This is a genomic window from Teichococcus aestuarii (genome assembly GCF_042651065.1).
Lineage (GTDB): Bacteria > Pseudomonadota > Alphaproteobacteria > Acetobacterales > Acetobacteraceae > Pseudoroseomonas > Pseudoroseomonas aestuarii.
The window spans coordinates 41,890-66,762 of the sequence record NZ_JBHSCH010000018.1 but is presented as its reverse complement, the minus strand read 5'-3'; the positions used below and the strand labels follow the sequence as shown (position 1 = coordinate 66,762).

At 69.4% G+C, this 24,873-nt stretch carries 21 protein-coding genes; 15 read left to right on the top strand and 6 right to left on the bottom strand.

All coding sequences use genetic code 11. From position 1 onward, the window contains the following. A partial coding sequence (locus ACFOY6_RS09800; RefSeq protein ID WP_379650410.1) for a transposase occupies positions 1-537 on the top strand: 537 nt, incomplete at its 5' end. A gap of 416 nt (positions 538-953) precedes the next feature. Here ACFOY6_RS09800 and ACFOY6_RS09795 read toward each other — a convergent pair. Beyond that, positions 954-1,796, bottom strand: a complete 843-nt coding sequence (locus ACFOY6_RS09795; protein ID WP_379650413.1) for a trypsin-like serine protease — start codon at positions 1,794-1,796, stop codon at positions 954-956. An 814-nt stretch (positions 1,797-2,610) separates the two neighbouring features. Then, positions 2,611-3,549: a hypothetical protein gene (locus tag ACFOY6_RS09790; protein WP_379632909.1), complete on the bottom strand. Its 939-nt coding sequence runs from the start codon at positions 3,547-3,549 to the stop codon at positions 2,611-2,613. Positions 3,550-3,744: 195 nt separating this feature from the next. Here ACFOY6_RS09790 and ACFOY6_RS09785 point away from each other — a divergent pair, with 195 nt between their 5' ends. Further along, positions 3,745-4,407: a GFA family protein gene (locus ACFOY6_RS09785; protein WP_379650408.1), complete on the top strand. Its 663-nt coding sequence runs from the start codon at positions 3,745-3,747 to the stop codon at positions 4,405-4,407. A 402-nt stretch (positions 4,408-4,809) separates the two neighbouring features. Here ACFOY6_RS09785 and ACFOY6_RS09780 read toward each other — a convergent pair whose 3' ends face one another. Further along, entirely contained in the window at positions 4,810-5,412 is a 603-nt protein-coding gene (locus tag ACFOY6_RS09780; RefSeq protein ID WP_379632913.1) for a 2-hydroxychromene-2-carboxylate isomerase, read from the bottom strand. 193 nt (positions 5,413-5,605) lie between these two features. Here ACFOY6_RS09780 and ACFOY6_RS09775 point away from each other — a divergent pair, with 193 nt between their 5' ends. Both ACFOY6_RS09775 and ACFOY6_RS09770 read left to right on the top strand, forming a co-directional pair. Further along, entirely contained in the window at positions 5,606-6,568 is a 963-nt protein-coding gene (locus ACFOY6_RS09775) for a ribokinase (RefSeq protein ID WP_379650406.1), read from the top strand. A 1-nt stretch (position 6,569) separates the two neighbouring features. Next, positions 6,570-9,026: a glycoside hydrolase family 65 protein gene (locus ACFOY6_RS09770; protein ID WP_379650404.1), complete on the top strand. Its 2,457-nt coding sequence runs from the start codon at positions 6,570-6,572 to the stop codon at positions 9,024-9,026. Positions 9,027-9,064: 38 nt separating this feature from the next. Here the strand turns inward: ACFOY6_RS09770 and ACFOY6_RS09765 are convergent, their stop codons facing one another. After that, positions 9,065-10,336, bottom strand: coding sequence for an alpha-hydroxy-acid oxidizing protein (locus tag ACFOY6_RS09765; protein WP_379650402.1), 1,272 nt, complete (start codon positions 10,334-10,336; stop codon positions 9,065-9,067). 144 nt (positions 10,337-10,480) lie between these two features. On the opposite strand from ACFOY6_RS09765, the gene ACFOY6_RS09760 reads away from it, so the two are divergent. The 3 genes from ACFOY6_RS09760 to ACFOY6_RS09750 are packed head-to-tail and all read left to right on the top strand — an operon-like array spanning position 10,481 to position 14,411. Further along, complete coding sequence (locus ACFOY6_RS09760) at positions 10,481-10,828, top strand: HigA family addiction module antitoxin (protein WP_109516958.1); 348 nt, start codon at positions 10,481-10,483, stop codon at positions 10,826-10,828. Continuing rightward, positions 10,825-12,330: an ATPase domain-containing protein gene (locus tag ACFOY6_RS09755; protein ID WP_379650399.1), complete on the top strand. Its 1,506-nt coding sequence runs from the start codon at positions 10,825-10,827 to the stop codon at positions 12,328-12,330. The genes ACFOY6_RS09760 and ACFOY6_RS09755 overlap by 4 nt, the downstream gene beginning before the upstream one ends. After that, complete coding sequence (locus ACFOY6_RS09750; protein ID WP_379650397.1) at positions 12,330-14,411, top strand: ATP-binding protein; 2,082 nt, start codon at positions 12,330-12,332, stop codon at positions 14,409-14,411. The genes ACFOY6_RS09755 and ACFOY6_RS09750 overlap by 1 nt, the downstream gene beginning before the upstream one ends. A 48-nt stretch (positions 14,412-14,459) precedes the next feature. Here the strand turns inward: ACFOY6_RS09750 and ACFOY6_RS09745 are convergent, their stop codons facing one another. Further along, entirely contained in the window at positions 14,460-15,356 is an 897-nt protein-coding gene (locus ACFOY6_RS09745; protein ID WP_109516961.1) for a LysR family transcriptional regulator, read from the bottom strand. Between the two features lie 160 nt (positions 15,357-15,516). On the opposite strand from ACFOY6_RS09745, the gene ACFOY6_RS09740 reads away from it, so the two are divergent. The 8 genes from ACFOY6_RS09740 (at position 15,517) to ACFOY6_RS09705 (ending at position 23,879) form a co-directional block, all read left to right on the top strand. Then, positions 15,517-17,160: a flavin-containing monooxygenase gene (locus ACFOY6_RS09740; protein ID WP_379650395.1), complete on the top strand. Its 1,644-nt coding sequence runs from the start codon at positions 15,517-15,519 to the stop codon at positions 17,158-17,160. An 11-nt stretch (positions 17,161-17,171) separates the two neighbouring features. After that, complete coding sequence (locus ACFOY6_RS09735) at positions 17,172-18,119, top strand: alpha/beta hydrolase (RefSeq protein ID WP_379650393.1); 948 nt, start codon at positions 17,172-17,174, stop codon at positions 18,117-18,119. A 206-nt stretch (positions 18,120-18,325) separates the two neighbouring features. Continuing rightward, positions 18,326-19,585, top strand: a complete 1,260-nt coding sequence (locus ACFOY6_RS09730) for an ABC transporter substrate-binding protein (RefSeq protein ID WP_379632926.1) — start codon at positions 18,326-18,328, stop codon at positions 19,583-19,585. A 27-nt stretch (positions 19,586-19,612) separates the two neighbouring features. Then, complete coding sequence (locus tag ACFOY6_RS09725; RefSeq protein WP_379632928.1) at positions 19,613-20,515, top strand: branched-chain amino acid ABC transporter permease; 903 nt, start codon at positions 19,613-19,615, stop codon at positions 20,513-20,515. After that, the gene (locus ACFOY6_RS09720) at positions 20,515-21,528 is read left to right on the top strand and encodes a branched-chain amino acid ABC transporter permease (protein WP_109516966.1); all 1,014 of its coding nucleotides are present in this window, start codon (positions 20,515-20,517) and stop codon (positions 21,526-21,528) included. The genes ACFOY6_RS09725 and ACFOY6_RS09720 overlap by 1 nt, the downstream gene beginning before the upstream one ends. Further along, positions 21,528-22,289 carry an ABC transporter ATP-binding protein gene (locus ACFOY6_RS09715; protein WP_379632930.1) on the top strand — a complete coding sequence of 254 codons (762 nt, stop codon included), beginning with the start codon at positions 21,528-21,530 and terminating at the stop codon, positions 22,287-22,289. Before ACFOY6_RS09720 ends, ACFOY6_RS09715 begins: the two co-directional genes overlap by 1 nt. Continuing rightward, positions 22,286-23,017, top strand: coding sequence for an ABC transporter ATP-binding protein (locus tag ACFOY6_RS09710; protein ID WP_379650390.1), 732 nt, complete (start codon positions 22,286-22,288; stop codon positions 23,015-23,017). Before ACFOY6_RS09715 ends, ACFOY6_RS09710 begins: the two co-directional genes overlap by 4 nt. Positions 23,018-23,093: 76 nt before the next feature. Then, on the top strand, positions 23,094-23,879 hold the full coding sequence (locus tag ACFOY6_RS09705; RefSeq protein WP_109516969.1) for an SDR family NAD(P)-dependent oxidoreductase: 786 nt from the start codon (positions 23,094-23,096) through the stop codon (positions 23,877-23,879). 13 nt (positions 23,880-23,892) lie between these two features. Here the strand turns inward: ACFOY6_RS09705 and ACFOY6_RS09700 are convergent, their stop codons facing one another. Continuing rightward, positions 23,893-24,630, bottom strand: coding sequence for an SDR family NAD(P)-dependent oxidoreductase (locus tag ACFOY6_RS09700; RefSeq protein WP_379632933.1), 738 nt, complete (start codon positions 24,628-24,630; stop codon positions 23,893-23,895). Between the last annotated feature and the right edge of the window lie 243 nt (positions 24,631-24,873).

Below are 24,873 nucleotides of genomic sequence, written 5' to 3'. Positions count from 1 at the left end.
ATCGCATCCGGGATCCGCGGCTCTTTCCGTCGGGCCATAGGGGGTCTCCTTCTTCCCTACTATGCCCCGCCCTACACGAAATTCCTGACAGTCCCCAACGCCGCCGCTCATGCGGGCAAGACCCAGCGCCGCATCGTCTCGGCCTGGATCGGCACCGCCTATGCCGAGGCCGATGCCGCCGCGGCCCACGCCCAGTGGCGCACCGTCGCCGACCAACTCCGCCCCAAGGTGCCGAAGCTCGCGGCCCTCATGGACGCCGCCGAGGATGACGTGCTGGCCTTCATGGACTTTCCCCGGGAACACAGGGCCAAGCTGCACAGCACCAATCCGATCGAGCGCCTCAACGGCGAGATCAAGCGTCGCACCGACGTCGTCGGCATCTTTCCCAACGAGGCTGCCATCACCAGGCTCGTCGGGGCACTGCTCCTCGAGCAGTCCGACGAATGGGCCACCCAGCGCTCCCGCTACATGACCCTGGAGACAATCGGCGCCGTGAGCGATACTGCCTCCGTCAGCCTGCCTGCCGCGGCCGCCTGACACTGCGGCTCAGTCCGCTGAGGAACACCGCTCCTACACCACGCGGTGGGACACGACCCCGCCTCGCCGCGCACCATCGGACGAGGCGGGGGGAAATGCAGGTTCTAGTGCCGGGTGCGCCGCCATCGCCAAGCCTGCCCCCGTACGGCGAGCTATCTTCAACCGGTCGTTCGCGCATCTCGTCATGCCAATCCGATGTCCTCACCGCCGGCGCAGGTTGCTGACACCTCAACTCAAAGCACCTAATACCAAGTCCCAGTGATCAGAACCCATAGCTGTAGTGCCTCCCGCAGCGCCGGGGATACGACCCAGCGTTCTATAAGTTCTGATCAAAGAGACTTGGTATAAGGAGTGCTAGAATATTTAAGAAGAGCAAAGCAGAATTGAACAGGTTCTAGGAGAATCCTAACGTAGGGTTACCGACAGCCCAGAGCCATGTTGTTGGTCCGATCGCAGATCCATCGATGGTTTGCAGGGTTAGTGACATCCATAAGGCGATTTAGCGAGGTACTAGTGCAACGTTCTCCCGATAGGGGAACGCCGTCATTGATCTCCTTTTGGGTGCGAGTTTCAGCTAGGTACGATATAACGCCCGCGAGCGGTCGTGGCCTAGGTGCTTCCTGGGCGATCTTGGGCGCTAAATACGTCGGACAGCCGCGGTGGCGTCCTGTAAAAGCCGGTCCTCCTGAATCCCCGGGACAAAATCGGCCGGTTCCTGCATTCGATGTACGGAAAACAATACTGAGAAAACCTTGGTCAGTCGTTGGCGTTGCCGGCCAGGCAACCCTCAGGTTTGTTCCTGGTTGCGAATCCTCCGCATGTGTATAGCCATATCCAGCCATGGTGAGCTTTCGCAGGTCATCGCCTGGAGAAGCGAGGCGAGCGGGCGTCACCTTGGCAGTTTCGACATCAGCAGAGAGTTGTAGTAGAGCAAGATCAGAAACAATCGAAGTATCCGTGATCCTATAGTCGCGGTGAACAATAATTCTATTCACATCAAATGTTTTGTAGTTTCCGCCGGCTACCTGTGGATAGGCATGAGCCTGATAGTTACCTCGACCTGCTACAAGGATATCTAAATCTGTTCCACTTCGATGCCCAAGGCGTTGTTGTGCCTCCGCTGTTGACCGGAGATTGCGGCCTTCTTCCCAAATAACACAATGGGCTGCAGTAAGGATCCAAGGGCCTCCAATAGCTGTGCCCGTGCACGTCTGGCCTTTCCCATCGCCGCCAAGAATATGAACTAAGGCAAGTCGCATCACTTCCCGAAATTGGTGTGGATCATAAGGCTCGCTTCTTGAACCATCCGGCAGTAAAGATCCATTCAGGCTCTCAAAACTGTGCTGGCATTTCAACTCTTGGCTGCTTGAAGGGCGTCCATGATGAGCCTGCGCTGGCGCCGGTGGTCGCGGTGTCGAAACGGCGGCTAGAGCAATATCGCTCGAAGATCCTGGGGCCGGTGCCGTGAGTGCTGATACTGAACCTGGAGCCGAAGTTCTGGGCGGTGTCGAGGGGAGATTGGCCCCCCCAGGTACCGCCGTGCCATGAACGGCAATACCAGTCAGGCTGAAGGCTAAGCGAGCGAGGGTTGGTACACTTTCCGATGGAAGAAGTGGTGTAAGTGTGGGTTTGCTCGGCACATAGCCCAGTGCGCCGGCTGCTGAAGACAAGGAAGCGCGCCAGTCTTCGACTGCGTTGGGCTGGAGGTTTGCACCTCGAGTTCGTGCTGCCGCTTTAAGATCGAGTTGAATGGCTCCGCCCGCGAGAGCTGCGGCGAGACGACTTTTCACCGCATTTTCTGTGTCTGCAATAGCCGCAGGATCAGAGGGCGGAGTTGCTTGAAGGCGACGGCTGATAGCGTCCGCTACATCTGGTCGGCGGAGCCGGAGAGCATCCAAGTCGCGCAGAAACAGGAGTGCGGTAGGGTTACCTAGATTGTAGAGCTCGGCCTCGAAAGGGCGCGAATGCGATGGTTGAAGTGTTAGACGCTCGTCTGCGGCCAAAACTGGAGTTGCAAAACCAATTAAGCCGGCAATGAGAAGTCCTTTCATCAAATTCCTCCAACGGTTGGTGTTACCGAATTACTCGAATTTGAGGAATCGAGAAGTTAGAAGGGGTACCAGACCGGTGTTGTCGGTTGATGTTAGGTGGTGCAATGGTTGCGGCAGGTGCCGGTGCTGTCGTGCCAGAGCGGATTTGCGCGACACGAGAAGAAAGCGCAGGGTAGGTGGCGCTGAGGGCAACCAGAACGTTTGCGTTGTCTTGCCAGGAACGTGGATGCCTAGGCTCAATCCGGCCGGTTCCTCCGTCCGAAAAGAGTGTTTCATAGTTCGTGCCGAGGATGTCTTTCGCTCTGCCACGTGCATCTGCGGTGGGATTAGTAGCAAGCACGATGAGGGCAGCGGCTTCATCGAGGGAGAGAGAAGTAAGATTAAGATCGCTTGCAACCCTTCCCAGCGCCGCTGTAAGGCCGCTCTCTTGGATTGCGCCGGTACGCGCCGCGGCCAGTGCTTCGCGCGCAAGGAAGCGCATGGAAGAAAGGGTGCACAGACGGGCATAACCGACTACCCGCGCATAAGCTTCTGGGATGCTTGAGGGCTCCTCGATCAACGCCAAGCGGTAGGATTGGTGAGCGCCAACTACAAGGTTTTGTAGCTCTGCAGGGTACTCCGATAAGAGAGCGCTACGGCGATATTCGCTAACGGTGAGTACAGCAAAGCCTGCAGTTGCTCCTGCTACGCCGATTACGGCGGCTCCGGCTTGGGTGATTGTCAGTATGGCCGTGAGGGCGGCTGCAGCACCTGCAAGTTCAACCTCGGCAAACTCTCCTAAATTTCGCGCGCGCTGAAGCTTTGCAAAAAAATCGGCGCACTGCAGATCTATAAAAGCAAATCCATTTGCTTGGACTAGGCTCGGGTCATTGCCGAGTTGCTCCTTCAAGTGCTCCTGGAAGCTGGCTAATTCCAAGGCTGTTGGGATACTCGGCGGCGACGGGCCGAAGCGTTCTGTCAAGCCACATCCGGCAAGTGAGAGCATTAGGGCAGCTATGCCTAGACGAGTAGCTTGCAATTTCTGCCTCCCACCGGATAGATTGATATGGGAACATTGCGAATTGATAACGTCAATCTTTTTTGCGGCTGCTGGAGCGGCCCTCAATTCGATCGGACACGTGGCGCAACCGTAAGGGCCTAGGTGGAAGCCTAGAGGATGTTACGGACCTCAGGTGAGATAGATACTGGACCTCGGGGAAACCCGGACAGGCGATCCCGTCCTGTGAAGACCAGCGTAGGTTTCCAGTGCTTTTCCCACCACCGCTGGCTAACCTTGTTGCGCAAACTTGGGCGTTGCAGCCCGTCCAACAGGGAGGCCGGTATGGGCGTTTACGAAGGCGGATGCCTCTGCGGTGCCGTGCGTTATGAGACGCTGGCTGATCCGCTCCGGGTCACAACCTGCCACTGCCGTTTCTGCCAACGCGCTACGGGCTCAGCCTACGTGGTTGAGCCGATCTTTCGCACGGTCGACTTCCGCGTGACCCAGGGCTCCCCTTCAACCTACAATCATCGATCTGAGGGTAGCGGCAAGCTCGTTTATATACATTTCTGCGCAGCGTGCAGAACGAAGCTATATATGACGTTCGAGAGGTTCCAAACCTCCTGCGGTGTGTATGCGGGCACCTTCGACGACCCAAACTGGTTTGAGATCGGCGACAGCAACTCAAAACACATCTTTATCGAGGCGGCGCGGCACGAGACGATCCTGCCGCCCGGCATCCCTGCCTTCTCCCAGCACGCGATGACTAACGACGGTGCACCGCAGGAGCCGATGGTGTTCGAGGAGCCCAGGGTCGTTGGTCGAGGCGTGACAAGTTAGGGAACGCCTTGGCTTGATGCGAATTGGGCAGTACGCCTGAGCAGGAGCATGGTGAAGGTGACGGGGTGCAGGCCTGAGAGGATTCCGGGCAGTCGCTCGAAACGATAGGCGTAGTCTACGATCGCCAGCCCCACCGGATCCCAACAATGTTCCGCGACCAGACAGCTAGGTACAAGTGCTTTCCACCTAATAGGCTTACTGCACCTCATCAGCCGTTTGCAGGATTGCTCCTAAACCATTGTTTTCCACCTTAGTAGAGCAACCCGTTTGTGACTCTAAGCTATTGACAGCGGCCGAGTTCCTACTCTTCCCGGGCGCGCCAGTCTCCTCGCGGAGCAAGGAAGTTCGGAAAAGCCCGGCCTCTGCGCCGGGCTTTTCGCATCAGGCTCCGGTTGCTTTGTTTCAGCGGGCGAGCGCCGCCTCCAGGAAGTCCAGCCGGTCCTGGCCCCAGAAGATCTCGCCCTCCAGCACGTAGCTCGGCGCGCCGAAGACGCCGCGCTCCAGCGCCATCTGCGTGTCCGCCGCGCGCCGTTCCGCCCAGCGCGGCTCCTCGGCCAGGCGCAGCACCGCGCCGCCATCCAGCCCGACGCCGGCGGCCAGCTCGGCCAGCGTCGCGGCATCCCCGGTGTCGCGCTCCTGCTCCCACAGCGCCTTCAGGATGGCATGCGCCAGGGCGATGGCCGGCGCGTCGCCGAAGCTCTCCCGCACGGCGATGACGGCATGCGCCGGCAGGGCCTCGCGCGCCGGGAAGAATTTCGGCTCGAGCTGAATCGGCACGCCCAGCCGCTCGCGCCAGCGCCGCAGCTCCATCATCCGGTAGGCCTGGCGCTGCGGCGAGCGCTTGGGCAGCGGCAGCCCGCCCGAGGACGCGAAGATGGTGCCGAAATCCACGGGGTAGACACGCAGCGCGGCGCCATGGCGTGCCGCCATCGCCTCCAGCCGGGCCGCGCCCAGATGCGTCCACGGCGAATTCAGCGAAACATAGTAGTCGATCTGCGCACCCATCGGCGTTCCCCCGGTTGCTTCGGAAGCGGATCCTGCGCGGCCCTGGGGATACGCACAAGCGGGGCCGGAGGAAGCGGCCGGCTGCGCGCCGGCCGCCCATCGGAGAAGGCCATGCCGACCGTTTCCCGGGCTGCCGCGTTCTCCTGGAGGTCCGCTCCGCGACTGGGAGCAAGCAGGGAGTCTCCAACCGAACATGGCACGGCCGATCCTTCTCTCGCTGGGCAGCGTGAATGCGGATTTCCAGGTCCGGGTGCCGGAGGCGCCCGATCCCGGCCGCACGCTGCCGGCCACGGATTTCACCCGGCTCAGCGGCGGCAAGGCCGCCAACCGGGCGGTCCTGGCATGCCGCCTCGGCCATCCCGCCCGGCTCCTGGCCAGGGTCGGGGATGACGATCTGCGCGAGCAGGCCCTGGCGCCGCTGCGCCGGGCGGGCATCGACCTCGGCGGCGTGTCGGTGGCCGAGGGGGTGGCGACGGCCGTGTCGATGATCGCCGTCCTGCCGGACGGCAAGAAGAGCATCGTGCTGGCGGGCAACGCCAACGATTCCTGGCGGCAGGAGGATGGCGAGGCCGCCGCCGCGGCCATCGCGGCGGCGCCGGCGGGCTCGCTGCTGGCGGTGGATTGCGAGATCCCGCCCGATGTGGCGGCGCGCGCCATCGCCGCCGCCCGCGGGCGCGGCCTGGCCGTGGTGCTCGATCCTTCCCCGGCCGACCGGGTGCGGGACGCCATGCTGGCCCAGGCCACCGCCGTCACCCCCAACCCCTCCGAGGCGGAGGGCCTGACCGGGGTGAGGGTGGACGGGCCGGAGGCGGGGGCGGAAGCCGCCCGCCGGCTGGCGGGGCGCGGCGTGGCCATCGCCTGCGTGAAGCTGCAGGATGGCGGCTGCGTGCTGTGGCAGGATGGCCGCGCCACCCACATCCCGTCGGTTCCGGTCGAGGTGGTCGACAGCACCGGCGCCGGCGATGCCTTCGCGGGCGCGCTGGCCGTGGCGCTGCTGGAGGGGCGGCCGGTGCTGGAGGCCGCCTGCTTCGCCGTGGCCGCCTCCCATCTCGCCGTCACCGCCTTCGGGTCGCAGGAAGCCTATCCCGGCCGCGACCGGATCGAGGCCCTCCTGCCGCGGCTCGCCGCCGGGCAGCGCGGCCTGGCGGGGCGCTGAGATGCCGCTGCGTCCGCCGGCGAGCCTGGCCTATGACGATTTCGACCCGCAGGATGAGGGGCGCCGGGAGGCCCTGCTCACCCTGGGCAACGGCGTCCTGACGGTGCGCGGCGCGGCGCCCTGGAGCACGGCCGATGCCGTCCACTACCCCGGCACCTACCGCGCCGGCCTCTACAACCGGCTGCCGGACGTGATCGAGGGCCGGCGGGTCGAGAATGAATCCCTGGTGAACCTGCCGAACTGGCTGCCCCTGACCTTCCGGGTGGAAGGCGAGGCGGCCTGGTTCTCGCTCGAAGCCGTGGAGATCCTCGAATATCGCCACGCGCTGGACGCCACGCGCGGCGTCTCCACGCGCGAGCTGCTCTTCCGCGACGGGGCCGGCCGGCGGAGCTGGCTGCGGGAGCGCCGCCTCGTCAGCATGGCGCAGCCCGGGCTGGCGGCCCTGCGGCTGGAGATCGCGCCGCAGGGCTGGTCCGGCACCCTGGAGGTGCGGTCGGGCATCGATGGCGGGGTGACGAATGCGCGCGTGCCGCGCTTCGAGCCCTTCGACAAGCAGCATCTGGAGGCGGTGCGCGGCGAGGCGGTGTCGCCCGGCCTGCTGCTGCTGCGCTGCCGCACGCGCGGCGCCCGCACCGGCATCGGCACGGCAACCCGCACCGCCCTGGAAGCCGGCGTGCTGCTGGCGCGCGAGGACCGGGCGGAGGCCGCCTCCATCTCCGAGCATCTGCGCTGCGGCGTGGCGCCGGGGCGGCCGCTGGTGCTGGAGAAGACCGCCGCCATCGCGACCACGGGCGATGCGGGGGTGCGGGAGGCGGGCGAGGCCGCCCTGGCCCTCCTGCGCGACGCGCCCGGCTTCGCGGCGATGGAGGCGGCGCATGCCGCGGCCTGGTCCCCATGGCTCGCCCGCATGCGGATCGAGGCCGCCGTGCCGGAGCAGGGCTGCGCCGCCCGGCTGATGGGCTTCCGCATCCTGCAGACCGCCTCGCCGCATTCGGCGTGCCTGGATGTCGGCTTTCCCGCGCGGGGATGGCAGGAGGCCTATCGCGGCCACATCTTCTGGGACGAGACCTTCGTCCTGCCCTTCCTGATGTTCCGCGCGCCCGGGATCGCGCGGGCGTTGCTGCTCTACCGCTGCCGCAGGCTGGAGGATGCCCACGCCGCCGCCAGCGCGGCGGGGCAGCGCGGCGCCATGTTTCCCTGGCGCTGCGCCAGCGACGGGCAGGAGCAGACCCCGCGCCTGCAGTGGAACCCGCTCTCCGGCCGCTGGATGGAGGACCACACGCGGTTGCAGCGGCATGTCGGCGCCGCCATCGCGCTCAATGTGTGGCGCTACTGCGAGGCCACCGGCGACGAGGACTTCCTGGCACGGCACGGGGCCGCGCTGATGCTGGAGATCGCCCGCTTCTGGGCCGGCGCGGCGCGCCACGACCCGGCGGCGGACCGGTACGACATCCTCGGCGTGGCCGGGCCGGACGAGTACCACACCGCCTGGCCCGGCGCGGCGGAGCCGGGGCTGCGCAACAACGCCTACACCAACGTCATGGCGGCCTGGACGCTGCGGCACGCGCGGGAGGCGCTGGAGCGCCTGCCCGCCGCCCGGCGCCAGGCGCTGTGCCAGGCCATGGGGCTGGAGGGGCGGGAGCTGGCCCATTGGGAGCACGTCTCCCGCCGCCTGCGCCTGGTCTTCCGCGACGACGGCACGCTGCTGCCCTTCGAGGGCTTCGACCGCCTCCGCCCGCTGGACCTGCAGGCCATGGCGGAGGCGCACCCCGGCCAGCGTCTCGACTGGGTCCTCGAATGCCAGGGCGGGAGCACGAACAGCTATCAGGTGATGAAGCAGGCCGACACGCTGATGCTGCCCTTCCTGCTTTCATGGCAGGAGCTGGCCGGAACGCTGGAGGGCATGGGCTACGCCATGACGGCCGAGCAATGGCGGCGCACCGCCGCGCACGATCTGGCGCGCACCACGCATGATTCCTCCCTCTCCAACCTGGCCTTCGCCGGTGCCCTGGCGCGGCTCGACCCCGCCGCCTCGCTGCGCTTCTTCAAGGCCGCGATGAAGCCGGAGCACGATCCGTCCAGCGCCTCCTCGGTGGCCGAGGGGCCGCATCTCGGCGCCTATGGCGGGGCCTTCCTCGTGCTGCAGCACCACTATCTCGGCCTGCATCTGGAACGGGACGGGCTGATGCTGGACCCGGCGCCGCCGCCGGGCCTCACGCCGGTCCGGTTCGGGCTGGATTGCCGCTTCGGGCGGTTCGCGCTGGCATGGACCGGGTCCGCCCTGCGGCTTTGCGCGGACCCCGCGAACCGCGCGCCCGTCCGCGTCTCGCATTCCGGCGGCGTGCAGGCCCTCGCCCCGGGCGCCTCCCTCCTGGTGGCGCCGGGCGGCGCGGCCGGGCCTTGGCGGGAGGCTTCCCCCGGCCTTCCCGGCGGGCAGGCGGCGGCCGGGGCGGGGTGACGAGGGCGGGCGGCGGGCCGCCGGGCGCGCCCGGCCTCTCAGGCGGCGGGGTGCCGCACCAGGGCGGAGCCGTCCAGCCCGTCGAGCCCCGGGCAGCCCATCAGCGCGAGGGTGAGGTCCAGCTCCGCGGCGAGCCCCTGGAGCACCGCGCGGACCCCGTCCTCCCCCGCCAGGGCCAGCCCATAGACATAGGGGCGGCCCAGCAGCACCGCCGAAGCGCCCAGGGCGAGCGCCTTGACGACGTCGGAGCCCGTGCGGATGCCGCCGTCGAACAGCACCGGAACCCGCCCCGCCACGGCCTCGGCCACCGGCGCCAGCATGTCCAGCGAGGCCACGGCGCCATCGACCTGCCGCCCGCCATGGTTGGAGACGACGATGCCGTCCATGCCCGCATCCAGGGCGCGGCGCGCGTCATCGGGGTGCAGGATGCCCTTGAGCAGGATGGGCAGCCGCGTGGCGCGGCGCAGCCGGGGCAGGTCGGCCCAGGTGAGGTCGGGGCGGGAGTAGAGGGCGATGAAGCGCTGCACCGCCTGCATCACCTGCCGCGGCGCGGCCAGGGCCTGCAGCGTGCCCCCCGGCCAGGCGCGCAGCAGCGCCAGGACCGAGGGCAGGGCGCCCGGCCCGAGGCGCGGGCGCTCCGCCGGGTCGGCCTCGGGCGGCGGCAGGCCCTGGAAGACGGGGTCCGAGACGTAGTTCGCGATGCCGCGCCCGCGCAGGAACGGCAGGTGGCCGCAGTCGAGGTCGCGCGGGCGCCAGCCCAGCTGCGTGGTGTCGAGCGTGACGACGATGGCCTCGTAGCCGGCGGCCTCGGCGCGGCGCAGGAAGCTCTCCATCAGCGCGTCGCTGGAGGACCAGTAGAGCTGGAACCAGCGCGGGCCCGTGCCGCAGGCGCGCGCGATGCTCTCCAGCGGCACGGAGGACTGGCTGGAGGCGATGAAGGTCAGGCCCTCGGCCGCGGCGGCGCGGGCGGCGGCCAGGTCGCCCTGGCGCCAGGCCATGTCCAGCACCCCGATGGGCGCCAGCAGCAACGGCAGCGGCAGGGTGCGGCCGAAAAGCCCGACCGAGAGCCGGCGCGCCGAGACGTCGCGCAGCACGCGCTGAAGGATGCGGTGATGGTCGAAGGCGGCGCGGTTGGCGGCGGCGGTCCGCTCCAGCCCGGCCGCGCCGGCGATGTAGGCCCGCGCCTTGCCGCCCATCCGGCGCAGCGCGGCGCGTTCCAGGGCTTCCGCCGAGCTGGGGACGACCGGCCGCCGCCCGGCGAAGCCGGCGGTGAAGATGCTGGCCTGATGCCGCCGGCCCAGTCCCGCCATGGAAATCCTGCCGTGCCGGCAGCCCCGCCCGATGCCGCGCGCCAGGATGCCGCAGATCGGGCCCCGCCCGCAACGCGGCGCATCGTGCCCCGCCCGCCCATCGGCCCCTTGCGGGGTGTAACCCCGGGCGTTACACGCTCGCCCATGCCGCGACGCCGAACGATCGGACCCGGGTTTGACGGCGAGGGCCACCCCGGCAGGCTGTTGCGGCGGCAGATCCTTCCCGCGCTCAAGCTGACGATCAGCCAGGCGGCCCAGGATCTGGGCATCACCCGGCAGAGCTTGCACCGCATCCTGGCCGGACGGGCGGCGATCACGCCGGAGATGGCCCTGCGGTTCGAGCGCCTGTGCGGCGTGTCATCCCGGTTCTGGCTGGAGCGTCAGCACGCCTACGAGCTTCTCCGTGCCGAGGCCGCGATGGAAAACGCGCTCTCGCAGATCCCCCAGCATCCCCTTCCGGAGAACATCATGGCCGAGCTTGACGTGAAATGACGCGCCCCGAGGCCAGTCCGCCGGAGAAGGCGCGGACCGGGGTGCCGGGACTCGACGACATCCTGTCCGGTGGATTGTCCCCGGGGCACATGTTCCTCCTCGAAGGAAATCCCGGCACGGGCAAGACGACCATCGCGCTGCGGTTCCTCCTGGAAGGCGCGGCGAGAGGGGAGCAGTGCCTCTACATCACGCTTTCGGAAACCGCGCGGGAGCTGCGCGAGGGCGCCGCGTCGCATGGCTGGTCCCTGCCCGACGAAGTCTCCGTCTTCGAGCTGGTGCCGCCCGAGAGCCTGCTCGATTCCGCGCAGCAGCAAAGCCTGCTCCATTCCTCGGACCTCGAGCTCGGCGAGGCCACGCGCCAGATCTTCGAGGCGTATGAGCGCGTGCGGCCCACCCGCATCGTGCTGGACAGCCTCTCCGAGATCCGCCTGCTGGCGCAGGGCTCGCTCCGCTACCGCCGGCAGATCCTCGCCCTGAAGCACTACTTCGCCCGGCTCGGCGGCACGGTGCTGCTCCTCGACGACCTGACCTCCGACACCTTCGACAAGACGGTGCACAGCGTCGTGCATGGCGTGATCCGGCTGGAGGCGCTGTCGCCCAGCTATGGCGCCGAGCGCCGGCGCCTCCGCATCTCGAAGTATCGCGGCCAGGCGTTCCGGGGCGGCTTCCACGACTTCACCATCCAGAGGGGCGGCGTGCATGTCTTTCCGCGGCTGATCGCGGCCGAGCACCGCAGCGGCTATGAGCGCGCGCGCAGGACCAGCGACATTCCCGCGCTGGACGCGCTGCTGGGGGGCGGCATCGAGCAGGGCTCCAGCACGCTGCTCCTCGGCCCCTCCGGCACGGGCAAGAGCATCCTGTCGCTGCAATTCGTCACCGCCGCCATACGGCGCGGCGAGAAGGCCGCCATCTTCGTCTTCGACGAGGAGATGGGCCTGCTGCTGCGCCGGGCGGCGGAGATCGGCTTCGATCTGGAAGGGATGCGGAGGCGCGGCGCCCTGCTCATCGAGCAGGTCGATGCCGCCGAGCTGTCTCCGGGCGAGTTCGCCCACCGGGTGCGCGAGCATGTCGACAAGGCGCAGGCGAAGACGGTCGTCATCGACAGCCTCAACGGCTACCAGGCGGCGATGCCGGACGAGAACGCGCTCATCCTCCACATCCACGAGCTGCTCCAGTACCTGAACCGCCAGGGCGCCACGACCTTCCTGACGGTGGCGCAGCATGGGCTGGTGGGCGACATGCGGTCGCCGGTCGACGTGACCTACCTCGCCGACACGGTGATCCTGCTCCGCTACTTCGAGGCCGTCGGCAATGTCCGGCGCGCCATCTCCGTGATCAAGAAGCGGACCGGCGCGCACGAGAACACCATCCGCGAGTACCAGATCAGCCGTGGCGGCATCGGCCTCGGCGAGCCGCTGCGGGATTTCCAGGGCGTGCTGCGCGGCGTGCCGACATTCACCGGCGACACGGCGCCGCTGCTGGACAGCTTTCCCGCAAAGTGATGGGCAACGCTCCCGCGCACGCGCTGACGGTGCCGCTGTACACGCCCTATGGCCGTGACGCGACGATCGCCGCCGCGCTGCTGCGCGAGGCCGGCGCCACCGCGGCGGTGTGCGGCGATTTCGCCAGCTTCGAAGCCGCGATCGGCGACGATGCCTGCTTCGCCGTGGTCACGGAGGAGGCCCTGCGGCATGTCGACCTGGCCGGGATCTCCGCCAGGATGGCGCGGCAGCCCGCCTGGTCCGACCTGCCCTTCATCGTCCTCACCCACAGCGGCGGCGGCCCGGAGCAGAACCCGGGCGCCGCCAGGCTCTCGGCGGCTTTCGGCAACGCGACCTTCCTGGAGCGCCCCTTCCATCCCTCCACCTTCGTCAGCGTCGCGCGGGCGGCGCTGAAGGCCCGCGGCCGGCAGTTCGAGGCGCGCGCGCGGATCGAGGCGCTGGACGAGGGCGAGCGCCGGCTCTCGATCGCGCTGCTGGCGGGCCGGCTGGGGTCGTGGGAGCTCGACCTGGAACACGGCGTGCTGACGGCTTCCGCGACCTGCAAGGCCGTGTTCGGCCGCGCCGCGGAGGACGAGTTCACCTATGCGGACCTGCTGGCGGGCATCCATCCCGGCGACCGTGACCGCACGCAGGCCGCGGTGCGGGAAAGCGCCGCCACCGGGGCCGACTACGCCATCGAGTATCGCACGCTGTGGCCGGATGGCAGCGTGCACTGGGCCGAGATCCGGGCCCGCGTGGTGACCGGCCGGTCCGGCGGCCGCCGCATGGTGGGCGTCTCCTCCGACATCACGGCCCGCAAGAAGGCCGAGGACGATCTCCGCCGCCTGAACGAGACGCTCGAGGAACGCGTGGCGGCCCGGACGGCCGAGCTCCTGCGGGCGCACGAGACGGTGCTGGCCGAGGTGGAGCAGAGGAAGCGCACGGAGGAGCAGCTGCGGCAGGCCCAGAAGATGGAGGCGGTGGGGCAGCTCACCGGCGGGCTGGCGCACGATTTCAACAATCTCCTGGCCGGCATCATCGGCAGCCTCGAGCTGCTGCAGATCCGCGTGGCCCAGGGCCGGACCGCCGAGCTGGAGCGGTATGTCGCCTCGGCGCAGGAAGCGGCGTCGCGGGCGGCGGCGCTGACGCACCGCCTCCTGGCCTTCTCCCGCCGGCAGACGCTCGAGGCCAGGCCCACCGACGTGAACGCGCTGGTCATGGGCATGCAGGACCTGATCAACCGCACGGTCGGGCCGGCGATCGCCGTCACCTCCTCGGGCGCCGACGATCTCTGGCCGACGCTGGTCGACCCCAACCAGCTTGAGAACGCCCTGCTGAACCTGTGCATCAACGCGCGCGACGCGATGCCCGGGGGCGGCGCGCTGACGATCGCCACGGAGAACCGCCTCCTCGGCGCGGAGGAGGCGGCCGGGCTGGATCTCGAGGCCGGCCCCTATGTCGCCCTGCATGTCTCCGACACCGGAACCGGCATGGAGCCCGAGGTGATCGCGCGGGCCTTCGACCCGTTCTTCACCACCAAGCCGCTGGGCCAGGGCACGGGCCTCGGCCTCTCGATGATCTATGGCTTCGTCCGGCAGTCCGGCGGGCAGGTCCGTATCCGCTCGGAGGCCGGCCGCGGCGCGACCATGACCCTCTACCTCCCGCGCCACACCGGCCCGCTCGAGGGGCCCGCCGCCGAGGGTGGCGCCGGGGATCCGCTCCGCCCGGCGGAGGGCGAGACGGTGCTGGTGGTCGATGACGAAGCGACCATCCGCCTGCTGATCGTCGAGGTCCTCGAGGATCTGGGCTATGCCGCCCTGCAGGCCGGCGACGGCGCGGCGGGGCTGAAACTCCTCCGCTCGGGGCGGCGCATCGACCTCCTGGTCACGGATGTCGGCCTGCCGGGCGGCATGAATGGCCGGCAGCTCGCGGACGCGGCCCGCACGCTGCGCCCGGAGCTGCGGATCCTCTTCATCACCGGCTATGCCGAAAGCGCCGCGATCGGCGACCGGCATCTCGAGGAGGGCATGCAGGTGCTGACCAAGCCCTTCACCATGCGTGACCTGGCCAGCCGCCTGGAGGCGCTGCTCCGCCGGCCTTGAGCGGCCGGCCCGGTCTCCCTTCTCCGCGCCCGGGGCGGGGCCTTCCCGTCAGGCGCCGCCGCGCGGGAAGGCCGCCTCCAGGAAGTCGAGGAAGACGCGGATGCGCTGGCTGACATGCCGCTTGCTGTGGTGCACGGCATAGATGCTCTCCTCCATCCGCGCCGCCTCGGCCGGGAAGAGGCGGACGAGGCGGCCGCTGGCCAGATCCTCCGCCACCTGGAACTCCGCCAGCCGCGCGATGCCGACGCCGGCCAGGGCGAGTGCCAGCAGCATCTGCCCCTGGTTCGCCGTCACGCTGCCGCTGGCGCGGATGCGGCGCAGCGAGTGCTCGCTGTCGCGGAAGGTCCAGGTGCTCCAGGGCATGCGCTTGTTGAAGTTGAGGCATTCATGCCGCGCCAGCTCCTCCGGCGTCGCCGGCATGCCGTGCTCGGCGAGGTAGGCGGGCGCGGCGCAGATCACCCAGCGCATGTTGACGATGCGCCGCGCCACCAGCGAGGAATCCGGCAACTCGCCGATGTAGAGCGCCACATCCACGCCGCCCTCCAGCAGGTTGCCGGCCTCGTTGCCCAGCACGAATTCCAGCCGCAGCCCGGGATGCTGCCGCCGGAAGGCGGGCACCAGCGGCGCCAGCTGGTGGATGGCGAAGGTCGGCATGGAGCGGATGCGCAGCACGTCGCGCGGGGTGACGCCGGTGAAGGCCACCGCCTCCGCCTCCTCCACCGCCTCGATCGCCTGCCGCGCCGCGGGGTAGAAGGCCTCGCCCTCCGGCGTCAGCGTCAGGCTGCGCAACGAGCGGTTGAACAGCACCACGCCCAGCCGGTTCTCCAGCCGCGCGATCATCTTGCTGATGGCGGAGGGACTGAGCGAGAGGCTGCGCCCGGCGGCGGAGAAGCCGCCATCCTCCACGGCGCGGACGAAGACGAGCATCTCTCCCAGCCGGTCCATGGCGCCACCTGTGACGGTTGTTCACATCAGTTTGGCAGTTTTGGAAATTGAAGGGTGGGGCGCAAGCCCCTAGCCTCCCGGCATGCCGGCCGTTGCCCTTGAGGCGGCGGCCCAGGCCAAGAATGTCCAAGGCGGAAACACAGGAAGGGAGCGGTGCGGCATGTCGTCCACGGCGCGCAACCAGACCAATGGAGCGGCGTCTCCGGCGGCGGAACTCGATGCCCTGATCATCGGCGCGGGCTTCGCCGGGCTCTATCAACTGCACACGCTGCGCGACAGGCTGGGGCTGAAGGCGCGGGTGCTGGAAGCCGGCGACGGCGTCGGCGGCACCTGGTACTGGAACCGCTACCCCGGCGCGCGCTGTGACTCGGAGAGCTACTACTACTCCTACTCCTTCTCCGAGGAGCTGCAGCAGGAGTGGAGCTGGAGCGAGCGCTACCCCGAGCATGGCGAGATCCGCCGCTACCTCGATCACGTCGCCGCGAAGTTCGACCTGAAGCGCGACATCCAGTTCGGCACCCGCGTCAGCAGCGCCGAATACGATGCCGCCGCCAATCTCTGGCGCGTGCGCACCGAGGCGGGCGAGAGCTTCTCGGCGCGCTACCTCATCACCGCCGTGGGCTGCCTCTCCTCGGCCAACATCCCGAAGATCGCCGGCCTCGAGAGCTTCGCGGGGCAGTGGTACCACACCGGCCGCTGGCCGCAGGAGGATGTGGACTTCACCGGCAAGCGCGTCGGTCTGATCGGCACCGGCTCGACCGGCATCCAGGCGACGCCGGTGATCGCGGAGAAGGCCGCGCACCTCACCGTGTTCCAGCGCACGGCCAACTACAGCATCCCCGCCCGCAACGGCCCGGTGGGCGCGGAGGAGCTGCGCGAGATCAAGGCCAACTACGCCGCCATCCGCGAGAAGGCGCGCGCCACGATCAACGGCCATCCCTTCGACATCGCGCCCGAATCCGCGCTGGATGTGGCGGAGGAGGAGCGGCTGGCGCGCTACGAGAAGGCGTGGGAGACGGGCGGCCTGCGCTTCCGCGCCGCCTTCCGCGACCTGCTGACCAGCAAGGCCGCCAACGACACCGCCTCGGAGTTCATCCGCGCCAAGATCCGCGGCATCGTGCGGGACCCGAAGGTGGCGGAGATGCTGACGCCGAAGGACCACCCCTTCGCCACCAAGCGCCCGCCCATCGACAGCCACTATTTCGAGACCTTCAACCGCGACAACGTCACGCTGGTGGACATCAAGGCGACGCCGATCGTCGAGATCACGCCGGCCGGCATCCGCACCACGGCCGGCGAGATCCCGCTCGACATCATCGTCTTCGCCACCGGCTTCGACGCGATGACGGGGCCGCTGCTGGCCATGGACATCCGCGGGCGGGACGGGGTGGCGCTGCGGGATGCCTGGGCGGCGGGGCCGCGCAGCTATCTCGGGCTGCAGGTGGCGGGCTTCCCCAATCTGTTCACCATCACCGGGCCGGGCAGCCCCTCGGTGCTGACCAACATGCCGGTCGCCATCGAGCAGCATGTGGACTGGATCACCGGCTGCATCGACCATATGCGCCAGCACGGGCTGCAGCGCATCGAGCCGGAGCCGGAGGCGGCGGAGCGCTGGGTGGCGCATGTGAACGAGGCCGCCAACGCCACGCTGCTGCCGCTGGCCAACAGCTCCTGGTATCTGGGCGCCAACGTGCCGGGCAAGCCGCGCGTCTTCATGCCCTATGCCGGTGGCATGGCCAACTACGCGCGGCTCTGCGCCGAGGTGGCGGCGAAGGACTACCAGGGCTTCGTGCTCGGCCGCTGAGGGAAAGCCGGATGCCCGCGCTTCACCCGGACGTCCTCGCGCTGCTGCGGCAGGCGCGCGAGGCCGGCAGCCAGCCCTTCGAGACGCAGACGCCCGAGGCGGCGCGCGCGGCCCATGCGGCGCGCGCCCGCGCCCTGCAATCGCCCGGGCCGGCGCTGCCCTGGGTGCGGGACATGGCGGCGCAGGCGGGGGAGGGGCCACCGGTGCCGGTGCGCCTCTATTGTGCCGCCGAGGCCGCGCCGGGCGGCCCGCCGCTGCCCTGCCTGCTCTACCTGCATGGCGGCGGCTGGGTGCTGGGCAGCCTGGAGACGCATGACGGCCTCTGCCGCCGCCTGGCGCAGGCCCTCGGCGCCTGCGTGCTGGCGGTGGAATACCGGCTGGCGCCGGAGCACCCCGCGCCGGCCGCGCTGGAGGACAGCATCGCCGCGCTGCGCTGGCTGGCGGCCGAGGCGCCGTCGCTCGGCATCGACCCGGCGCGGCTGGCGGTGGGCGGCGACAGCGCCGGCGGCACCCTCGCCGCCGTGCTGGCGCTGATGGCGCGCGACGGCACGGTGCCGCCCGTGGTGTTCCAGATGCTGCTCTACCCTGCCCTCGACCTGGCCATGACGGGCGAGAGCTATGAGCGCTTCCGCGAGGGGCTGCCGCTGACGGCGGCGACGATGCGCTGGTTCATCGACCACTACCTGCCGCCCCCGATGGACCGGACGGCGTGGCGCTTCTCGCCCGCACGGGCGCAATCCCTCGCCGGCGTGGCGCCCGCCCTGGTGCTGACCTGCGGGCACGACCCGCTGTGCAGCGAGGGCCAGCTCTACGCCGCGCGGCTGGAGCGGGAGGGCGTGCGCGTCACCGCCCTGCATGCGAGCGACCAGATGCACGGCATCCTCACCATGGACAAGGCGATCGGCCCGGTGGCCGAGCTGGTGGCCTTCGCGGCCGGGGTGCTGCGCCGCCATTGGTGAGGGGGCGGAAAAGGCGCGGGGCCGTGGCGGGGAAACCGGCGCGGCGGCGGAGCCGTGCCCGGATTATCCATGCAAAAGTTCCTTTGCCTGACAGGGAAAAACTGTTGACGGTCTGAGTTTGCGCTGCCCAACATGAACGAAATCCATCGGAAAGATGGAAAGCCGTACAGGTGCCATGGGCACCGGCGGCATGAAGGGAGAGAGAAATGTCCAACGGTGCGAATGTCACCGGGCGGCGCGTGCTGCTCGGCGGTGCCGCCGCGGGTGCGGCCATGCTGGCCATGCCGCGCATTGCCGGCGCCCAGGCCAAGGTGATCCGCGTCGGCATGCCGACGATTTTGTCCGGGCGCGTCGCCATCCTCGGCACGTCGAGCCGGGCGGCGGTGCAGTACGCCTTCGGCCGCATCAACGAGGCAGGCGGGCTTGGCGGCCGCACGCTGCAACTGGTGGAGCGTGATTCCAAGGGCCGCCCCGACGAGGCCGCCAAGGTGACGCGCGACCTCATCAACAACGATGGCTGCGAGATCATCATCGACGGCGAGGCCTCCTCGGGCGGCTTCGCGGTGCATGAGGTGGTGCGCGACCTGCCGGTGCTGTGCATCCATACCAATTCCGAGACCTCGTCGCTGACGGCGGACCCGAAGCTGCACGTCAAGACCGCCTTCCGCTGCGCCCGCCAGGGCATCCACGACGCGGTGGCGGGTGGCGTCTATGCCTCGGGCATCTCGAAGCAGCGCGGGCTGAAGCGCTGGATGACCTGCTCGCCCGACTATGCCTATGGCCGCGACAACACCGCCGAGTTTCTCGAATTCGCGAAGATGTACGATCCGGCCATCGAGGTGGTCGACCAGGTGTGGCCGCGCCTCTTCGCGCCGGATTACACCGAGAACATCACCAAGGCGCTGCAGGTGAAGCCGCAGGCGATGTACTCGGCCCTGTGGGGCGGCGACCTCGTCAGCTTCATCGAGCAGAGCAACCTCTACCGGCTGTTCCCGAACGTGGCGCTGTTCTCCTCCTCGCTGGGCGACCCGCCGGTGCTGACCGCCATCAAGCAGCTGCCGGCCGGGCTGCACACCGCCTACCGCTACAACCGCAACTACCCCGAGAAGCCGGCCAACACCGCCTTCGCCGACGGCTTCACGGCGCTGGCGAAGCACGAGCCCACCAACTGGGCCTGGCAGAACTACGTCGCCGCCCAGTTCATCGCCGAGGCGCTGAAGCGCACCAATGGCCGCACCGAGGGCGCGGCGCTGGCGGCGGAGCTGAAGGGCATGCAGATCTCCTCCGGCCTCGCGGTGGAGGAGACGCTGACGCTGCGCGACACCGACCACACGCTGATCGGCTACCCCACCGCCTGGGGCCGCACCGTGCCGAAGGCGCCCTTCGTCGAGGATTTCGCGCCCATCCCCTGGTCGCAGATCCTGGAGATGGAGACGCAGTGGAAGAAGCAGAAGGGCTACGCCTGAGCCGCGCCCCGCCACGGGAGACACGCCATGAATCTCGATGTTCTCGCCGGCTGCGTCGCCACCGCCTCCTGCTTCGTCACCCAGGTGTCGACGGGGCTGATCGTCGGCATGCTGCTGTTCCTCGTCGCCTCCGGGCTGTCGCTGATCTTCGGCGTGCTGGGCGTGGTCAACTTCGCCCATGGCGTGTTCTACATGCTGGGCGCCTACTTCGCCTTCGCCGCCTATGAGGCGACCGGCAGCTTCATCCTGGCGCTGCTGGCCGGCGCCGCCGGGGCAGGAATCGTCGGCATCGTCTTCGAGCGGTTCTTCATGAGCCGCGTCTATGGCAAGGACCTGCTGATGCAGCTCCTCGTCTGCTACGCCGCCATCCTGATCTGCGACGACCTGGTGAAGATCGTCTTCGGCGCCGACTACAAGCTGATGGGCATGCCGGAAGCCTTCGCCACCGCGCCGGTGGAGGTGCTGGGCGGCTTCATCCCCGGCTACTACATCTTCATGGTGGGCATGGCGCTCGGCATCGGCGCGGTGCTGTGGCTTGGCATCAACCGCACGCGGCTGGGCAAGATCATCCGGGCGCTGGCGATCAACCCGCAGATGGTCGGCGCGCTCGGCATCAACACGCGGCTGCTCTACGCCGGCGTCTTCGGCATGGGCTGCGTGCTGGCCGGCACGGCGGGGGCGCTCGCCGCGCCGGTCCGCACGCTGACGCCGGGCATGGGCCTCTCGGTGCTGATCGAGAGCTTCATCGTCACCGTCATCGGCGGCATGGGCTCGATCCCCGGCGCGCTGGTGGCGGCGATCCTGATCGGGCTGACGCGGGCCTTCGGCGCCATCGGCTTCCCGCTCTTCACCGACGGGCTGATGTTCGCGCTGATGGGGTTGGTGCTGATCCTGCGCCCCTCCGGCCTGCTTGGCGCGAGGACGGCGTGATGCGTGCCGGGCTGATGCGGGATCTGGGCCTCGGCCTGATCGGGCTGGTGCTGCTGCTGGCGCTGCCCGCGCTCTTCCCGCACCCCTCGCTGCGGGATTTCCTGATCTACGTCATCGCCTACGGGCTGCTGGCGATGTCGCTGAACCTGCTGGTGGGCCTCACCGGGCTGGTCTCCTTCGGCCATGCCGCCTACTTCGCCTCGGGCGCCTATGTGTTCGGGCTGCTGATGCAGGGCGGCGCGGTCTCCATCCCCGTGGCCATGCTGGCGGCGGTGGGCGGCACGGCGCTGCTGGCGCTGGTCATCGGCGCCATCTGCGTGCGGCTGAAGGAGATCTACTTCTCCTTCATCACGCTGGCCTTCCAGATGTTCATCCACAGCATCATCCTCACCTGGGTGGATTTGACGGGCGGCGACCAGGGGCTGCGCGGCGGCATCCCGCGCCCACCCTTCCTCGGCATCGACCTCGGCGACGCGGGCACGCTCTATGCCTTCTGCGCCGTGGTCTTCGTGGCCTGTCTGCTGGTGATGCGGCAGGTCTGGCAATCGCCCTTCGGCTACACGCTGCGGATGATCCGCGACAACCCGGCCCGCGCCAACTTCCTCGGCGTGGACGTGGTGCGGATGAAGCTCGGCGTCTTCGTGCTGGCCGGCACCATGGCCAGCGTGGCGGGCATCATCATGGCGCTGTTCGTCTCCGGCGCCTTCCCGGAGTTCGGCTTCTGGACCACCTCGGGCGAGGCGATCTTCATGATCATGCTGGGCGGCACGCAGGTCTTCCTGGGCCCCGTCATCGGCGCCTTCCTGCTGCAATTGCTGAACCACTACGTGACGATCTGGACGCACCATCACGGGCTGGTGCTGGGCATCGTCATCCTGGCCATCGTGCTGGGGCTGCGGCGCGGCGTGGCGGATTACGCGATGGCCTGGCTGGCCGACCGTCGCGCCGCCGCCGCCCCGCCCGCCACCCCCGCCAAGGCCGCCGCCCCGGCCGAAACCAAGGCGGCCGGCTGATGCTGACGGTCGAGAACCTGCAAAAGTCCTTCGGCGGCGTGCAGGCCACGCGGGACGTCTCGCTGGCCTTCCCCGCCGGCTCGCTCACCGCCATCATCGGGCCCAACGGCGCCGGCAAGACCACCTTCTTCAACCTCATCTCCGGCCAGATCCGCCCCGATGCCGGGCGCGTCGTGTTCGACGGGGAGGATGTGGTGGGGCGCTCCAGTCTGGAGATGGTCCGCCGCGGCATGGCGCGCGCCTTCCAGGTGGCCTCGCTCTTCCCCAGCCTGACGGTGCGGGAGGCGCTCACCGCCGCCGTCACCGCGCATCAGCGCCGCTCCTGGTCGCTGCTCGCCCGCTTCCCGCTGGGGCAGAGCCGCGCCCGGGTGGAGGAACTGCTGGAGCTGCTCGGCCTCGGCGCCAAGGCGGAGCTGGTCTCCAGCAGCCTCTCGCATGGCGACCAGAAGCTGCTCGACATCGGCCTGGCCCTCGCCATGGACCCCAAGGTGCTGCTGCTCGACGAGCCCACCGCCGGCATGGGCCCCGACGAGCGCTGGCGGATGATCGAGAAGGTGCACCATCTCTGGCAGGCGAAGAGCCTGACCATGATCTTCATCGAGCACGACATGGACATCGTCTTCAAATACGCCCAGGCGGTGCATGTGCTGAAATACGGCGCGGTGCTCGCCCAGGGCACGCCGGCCGAGATCCGCCGCAATCAGGACGTGATCGACGCCTATCTCGGCACCGACCACCATCTGGCGGAGAGCGCGGCATGAGCGCGCCGCCCAACCCAGAGGTGCCCATCCTGGAAGTAAAAGGCACGGACGTCTTCTACGGCGCCAGCCAGATCCTGTTCGGCATCGACCTCGCCGTGGCGCGGGGGCAGACCATGGCCCTGCTCGGCCGCAACGGCGCGGGCAAGAGCACCACCTTCAAGGCCATCGCCGGCATCGCGCCGCCGCGCCGGGGGCAGGTGCTGCTCTCGGGGGCCGCCGTCTCGGGCAAGGCGCCCTATCTCGTCGCCCGCGCCGGCATCGGCTACGTGCCGGAGGACCGGCAGGTCTTCCCCGAGCACACGGTGGAGGACAACCTCATCGTCGGCGCCAAGGCCGGGCCGCGCGGCGATCGGCACTGGACCGCCGAGCGCATCTACGAGGTGTTCCCGCTGCTGGCCGGCATGCGCCACCGCATGGCCGGCCGCCTCTCGGGCGGCGAGCAGCAGATGCTGACCATCGCCCGCACGCTGATGGGCAACCCGGACATCCTGCTGCTCGACGAGCCGAGCGAGGGGCTGGCGCCGATCATCGTGCGCGCCATCGGCGACCTCATCCGCACCCTGCGGGGGATGGGTGTGACCATCCTGATCGCCGAGCAGAACATGCATTTCTGCCTCGGCGTCGCCACCCATGCGACGGTCATCGACAAGGGGCAGGTGGTCTACAGCGCCGGCATCGACGAGCTGCGCGGCAACGACGCCATCCTGCAACGCTACCTGGCCGTCTAGAGCGGATCGCGATCAGGCCGCTTCGCCTGATCGCGTGAAGATGCTCGGCAGAACAACGCTCTGGGAGAAAGCCTGCATGACACGGGATGAAGGGCGCGGCCGCGTCGCGCTGGTGACGGGCGCCGCCAGCGGCATCGGCCTGGCCACGGCGGAGGTGCTGGCCGCGCGCGGCTGGCGTGCCGTGCTGGCCGACGTCAACCTGGAGGCCGCGCGCGCGGCCGCCGCCCGCCTCGGCGCCGAGGCCATCGCCCTCGACGTCACCGACGAGGCCGCCACCGAGGCCGCCTTCGACGAGATCGAGGCCCGGCTCGGCCCGGTGGAGGCGCTGATGGCCAATGCCGGGCTGATCCAGCCCGGCGCCACGCCCGAGGCGCTGCCGCTGGCGGAGTTCGACCGGATCATCGCCGTCAACCTGCGCGGGGTCTATATCTCCTGTGTGGCCGCCGGGCGGCGGATGGCGCCGCGCGGGCGGGGCGGCATCGTCGTCACCGGCTCGGTCACCGCCTCGCGCACCGCGCCGCTGCACGCCTATGCGCCGGCCAAGGCGGCGGTGGTGCACATGGCCGCCTGCCTGGCCGCCGAATGGGGCCGCTCCGGCGTGCGGGTGAACGCCGTCTCGCCAGGCTACGTGGCCACGCCGCCGCTGCGCGCCGCCATCGAGCGCGGCCTGCGCGACCCGCGCCTGCTGGCCGAGGCGGCGGCGCTGGGCCGCATGGTGAAGCCGGCCGAGATCGGCACCGCCGTGGCCTTCCTGCTCTCCGACGACGCCTCGGCCATTACCGGCATCGACCTGCCGGTGGATGCCGGGTGGCTGGCGGCGGGGCACCTGACCACCTATGGCGGCCCGCGCGCCGCCCGCTGAGCGGGGCCCTGCCTCAGCGGTAGTGCACCGCCCCGTTCACGTCGAGCACGGCGCCGGAGACATAGCCGGCGCCGGGGCTGACCAGGAAGGCGGCGGCGGCGGCGATCTCCTCCGGCGCCGCCATGCGGCCGAGCGGGAACTGCCCCGGCCGGTAGGCCTGGCCGGCGGTCATCGGCGTCTCCACCGGGCCGGGGGCGATGGCATTGACCAGCACCCCGTCCGGCGCCCCCCGCCGCGCCAGCCAGCGGGTGAAGGCGTGCAGCCCGCCCTTGCTGAAGGCGTAGTGCGGCCCCGAGGCCACGCCGCCCATCCAGCCCGCGACCGAGCCGCAGAGCACGATCCGCCCCCGCCGGCGCGCCGCCATGCCGGGCAGGAAGGCGCGGGTGAGGTTGATCGGGCCGCGGATGTTCACCGCCAGCACGCGCTCCAGGGATTCGTCCCAGCCTTCCGCCATCCAGTCGTCGAAGGGGCAGATGGCGGCCATGTCGATCAGCGCGTCGACCGGGCCGGCTCCCGCCGCCAGCGCCTCCACCGCGGCGCGCTGGCTGATGTCGAGCCGGTGGCAGGCGGCGCCATGGGCGGCGGGGCCGATGCGGGCGGCGATCTCCCCGGGCTCCAGCAGGTCGGCCAGGATCAGCGTCGCGCCCTGGGCGGCGCAGAGCCGCGCCGTGGCGGCGCCGATGCCGCCCGCCGCGCCGGTGATCAGGATGGTCTGCCCGGCGAGCGAGAAGGGGCTGGGTGTGTCGTTCATGCTCTGGATGTCCTCCCGGTCCGGGGCCTGCCGCCCCTGGGCTTCCGTGCGGGGCGCAGCGCGTGGCCCCGGGGCAGAGCCTCGCGCGGGGCGCGGGAAAGACCAAGGGGCAGGCGGCCGGGCGGTGGGGCCGGGAAGGGGGCATGGCTCGTTTTGATGGAGGAAAGGTGCAAAAAAACTGCCAAAACCGTGCCGCCCCATGTTGCGCGCCGGCCGCCGGTTGGGTATTCCCCGGCCACTGGC

What these genes read in the sequence shown, in the direction of transcription:
- ACFOY6_RS09765 (WP_379650402.1), bottom strand. Translation starts at nt 10,336, where the DNA reads ATGGCGGGACTGGGCCGGCGGCATCAGGCCAGCATCTTCACCGCCGGC.
- ACFOY6_RS09745 (WP_109516961.1), bottom strand. Translation starts at nt 15,356, where the DNA reads ATGGACCGGCTGGGAGAGATGCTCGTCTTCGTCCGCGCCGTGGAGGAT.
- ACFOY6_RS09735 (WP_379650393.1), top strand. Translation starts at nt 17,172, where the DNA reads ATGCCCGCGCTTCACCCGGACGTCCTCGCGCTGCTGCGGCAGGCGCGC.
- ACFOY6_RS09710 (WP_379650390.1), top strand. Translation starts at nt 22,286, where the DNA reads ATGAGCGCGCCGCCCAACCCAGAGGTGCCCATCCTGGAAGTAAAAGGC.
- ACFOY6_RS09785 (WP_379650408.1), top strand. Translation starts at nt 3,745, where the DNA reads ATGTTACGGACCTCAGGTGAGATAGATACTGGACCTCGGGGAAACCCG.
- ACFOY6_RS09780 (WP_379632913.1), bottom strand. Translation starts at nt 5,412, where the DNA reads ATGGGTGCGCAGATCGACTACTATGTTTCGCTGAATTCGCCGTGGACG.
- ACFOY6_RS09755 (WP_379650399.1), top strand. Translation starts at nt 10,825, where the DNA reads ATGACGCGCCCCGAGGCCAGTCCGCCGGAGAAGGCGCGGACCGGGGTG.
- ACFOY6_RS09760 (WP_109516958.1), top strand. Translation starts at nt 10,481, where the DNA reads ATGCCGCGACGCCGAACGATCGGACCCGGGTTTGACGGCGAGGGCCAC.
- ACFOY6_RS09715 (WP_379632930.1), top strand. Translation starts at nt 21,528, where the DNA reads ATGCTGACGGTCGAGAACCTGCAAAAGTCCTTCGGCGGCGTGCAGGCC.
- ACFOY6_RS09750 (WP_379650397.1), top strand. Translation starts at nt 12,330, where the DNA reads ATGGGCAACGCTCCCGCGCACGCGCTGACGGTGCCGCTGTACACGCCC.
- ACFOY6_RS09705 (WP_109516969.1), top strand. Translation starts at nt 23,094, where the DNA reads ATGACACGGGATGAAGGGCGCGGCCGCGTCGCGCTGGTGACGGGCGCC.
- ACFOY6_RS09795 (WP_379650413.1), bottom strand. Translation starts at nt 1,796, where the DNA reads ATGCGACTTGCCTTAGTTCATATTCTTGGCGGCGATGGGAAAGGCCAG.
- ACFOY6_RS09720 (WP_109516966.1), top strand. Translation starts at nt 20,515, where the DNA reads ATGCGTGCCGGGCTGATGCGGGATCTGGGCCTCGGCCTGATCGGGCTG.
- ACFOY6_RS09770 (WP_379650404.1), top strand. Translation starts at nt 6,570, where the DNA reads ATGCCGCTGCGTCCGCCGGCGAGCCTGGCCTATGACGATTTCGACCCG.
- ACFOY6_RS09740 (WP_379650395.1), top strand. Translation starts at nt 15,517, where the DNA reads ATGTCGTCCACGGCGCGCAACCAGACCAATGGAGCGGCGTCTCCGGCG.
- ACFOY6_RS09700 (WP_379632933.1), bottom strand. Translation starts at nt 24,630, where the DNA reads ATGAACGACACACCCAGCCCCTTCTCGCTCGCCGGGCAGACCATCCTG.
- ACFOY6_RS09730 (WP_379632926.1), top strand. Translation starts at nt 18,326, where the DNA reads ATGTCCAACGGTGCGAATGTCACCGGGCGGCGCGTGCTGCTCGGCGGT.
- ACFOY6_RS09725 (WP_379632928.1), top strand. Translation starts at nt 19,613, where the DNA reads ATGAATCTCGATGTTCTCGCCGGCTGCGTCGCCACCGCCTCCTGCTTC.
- ACFOY6_RS09775 (WP_379650406.1), top strand. Translation starts at nt 5,606, where the DNA reads ATGGCACGGCCGATCCTTCTCTCGCTGGGCAGCGTGAATGCGGATTTC.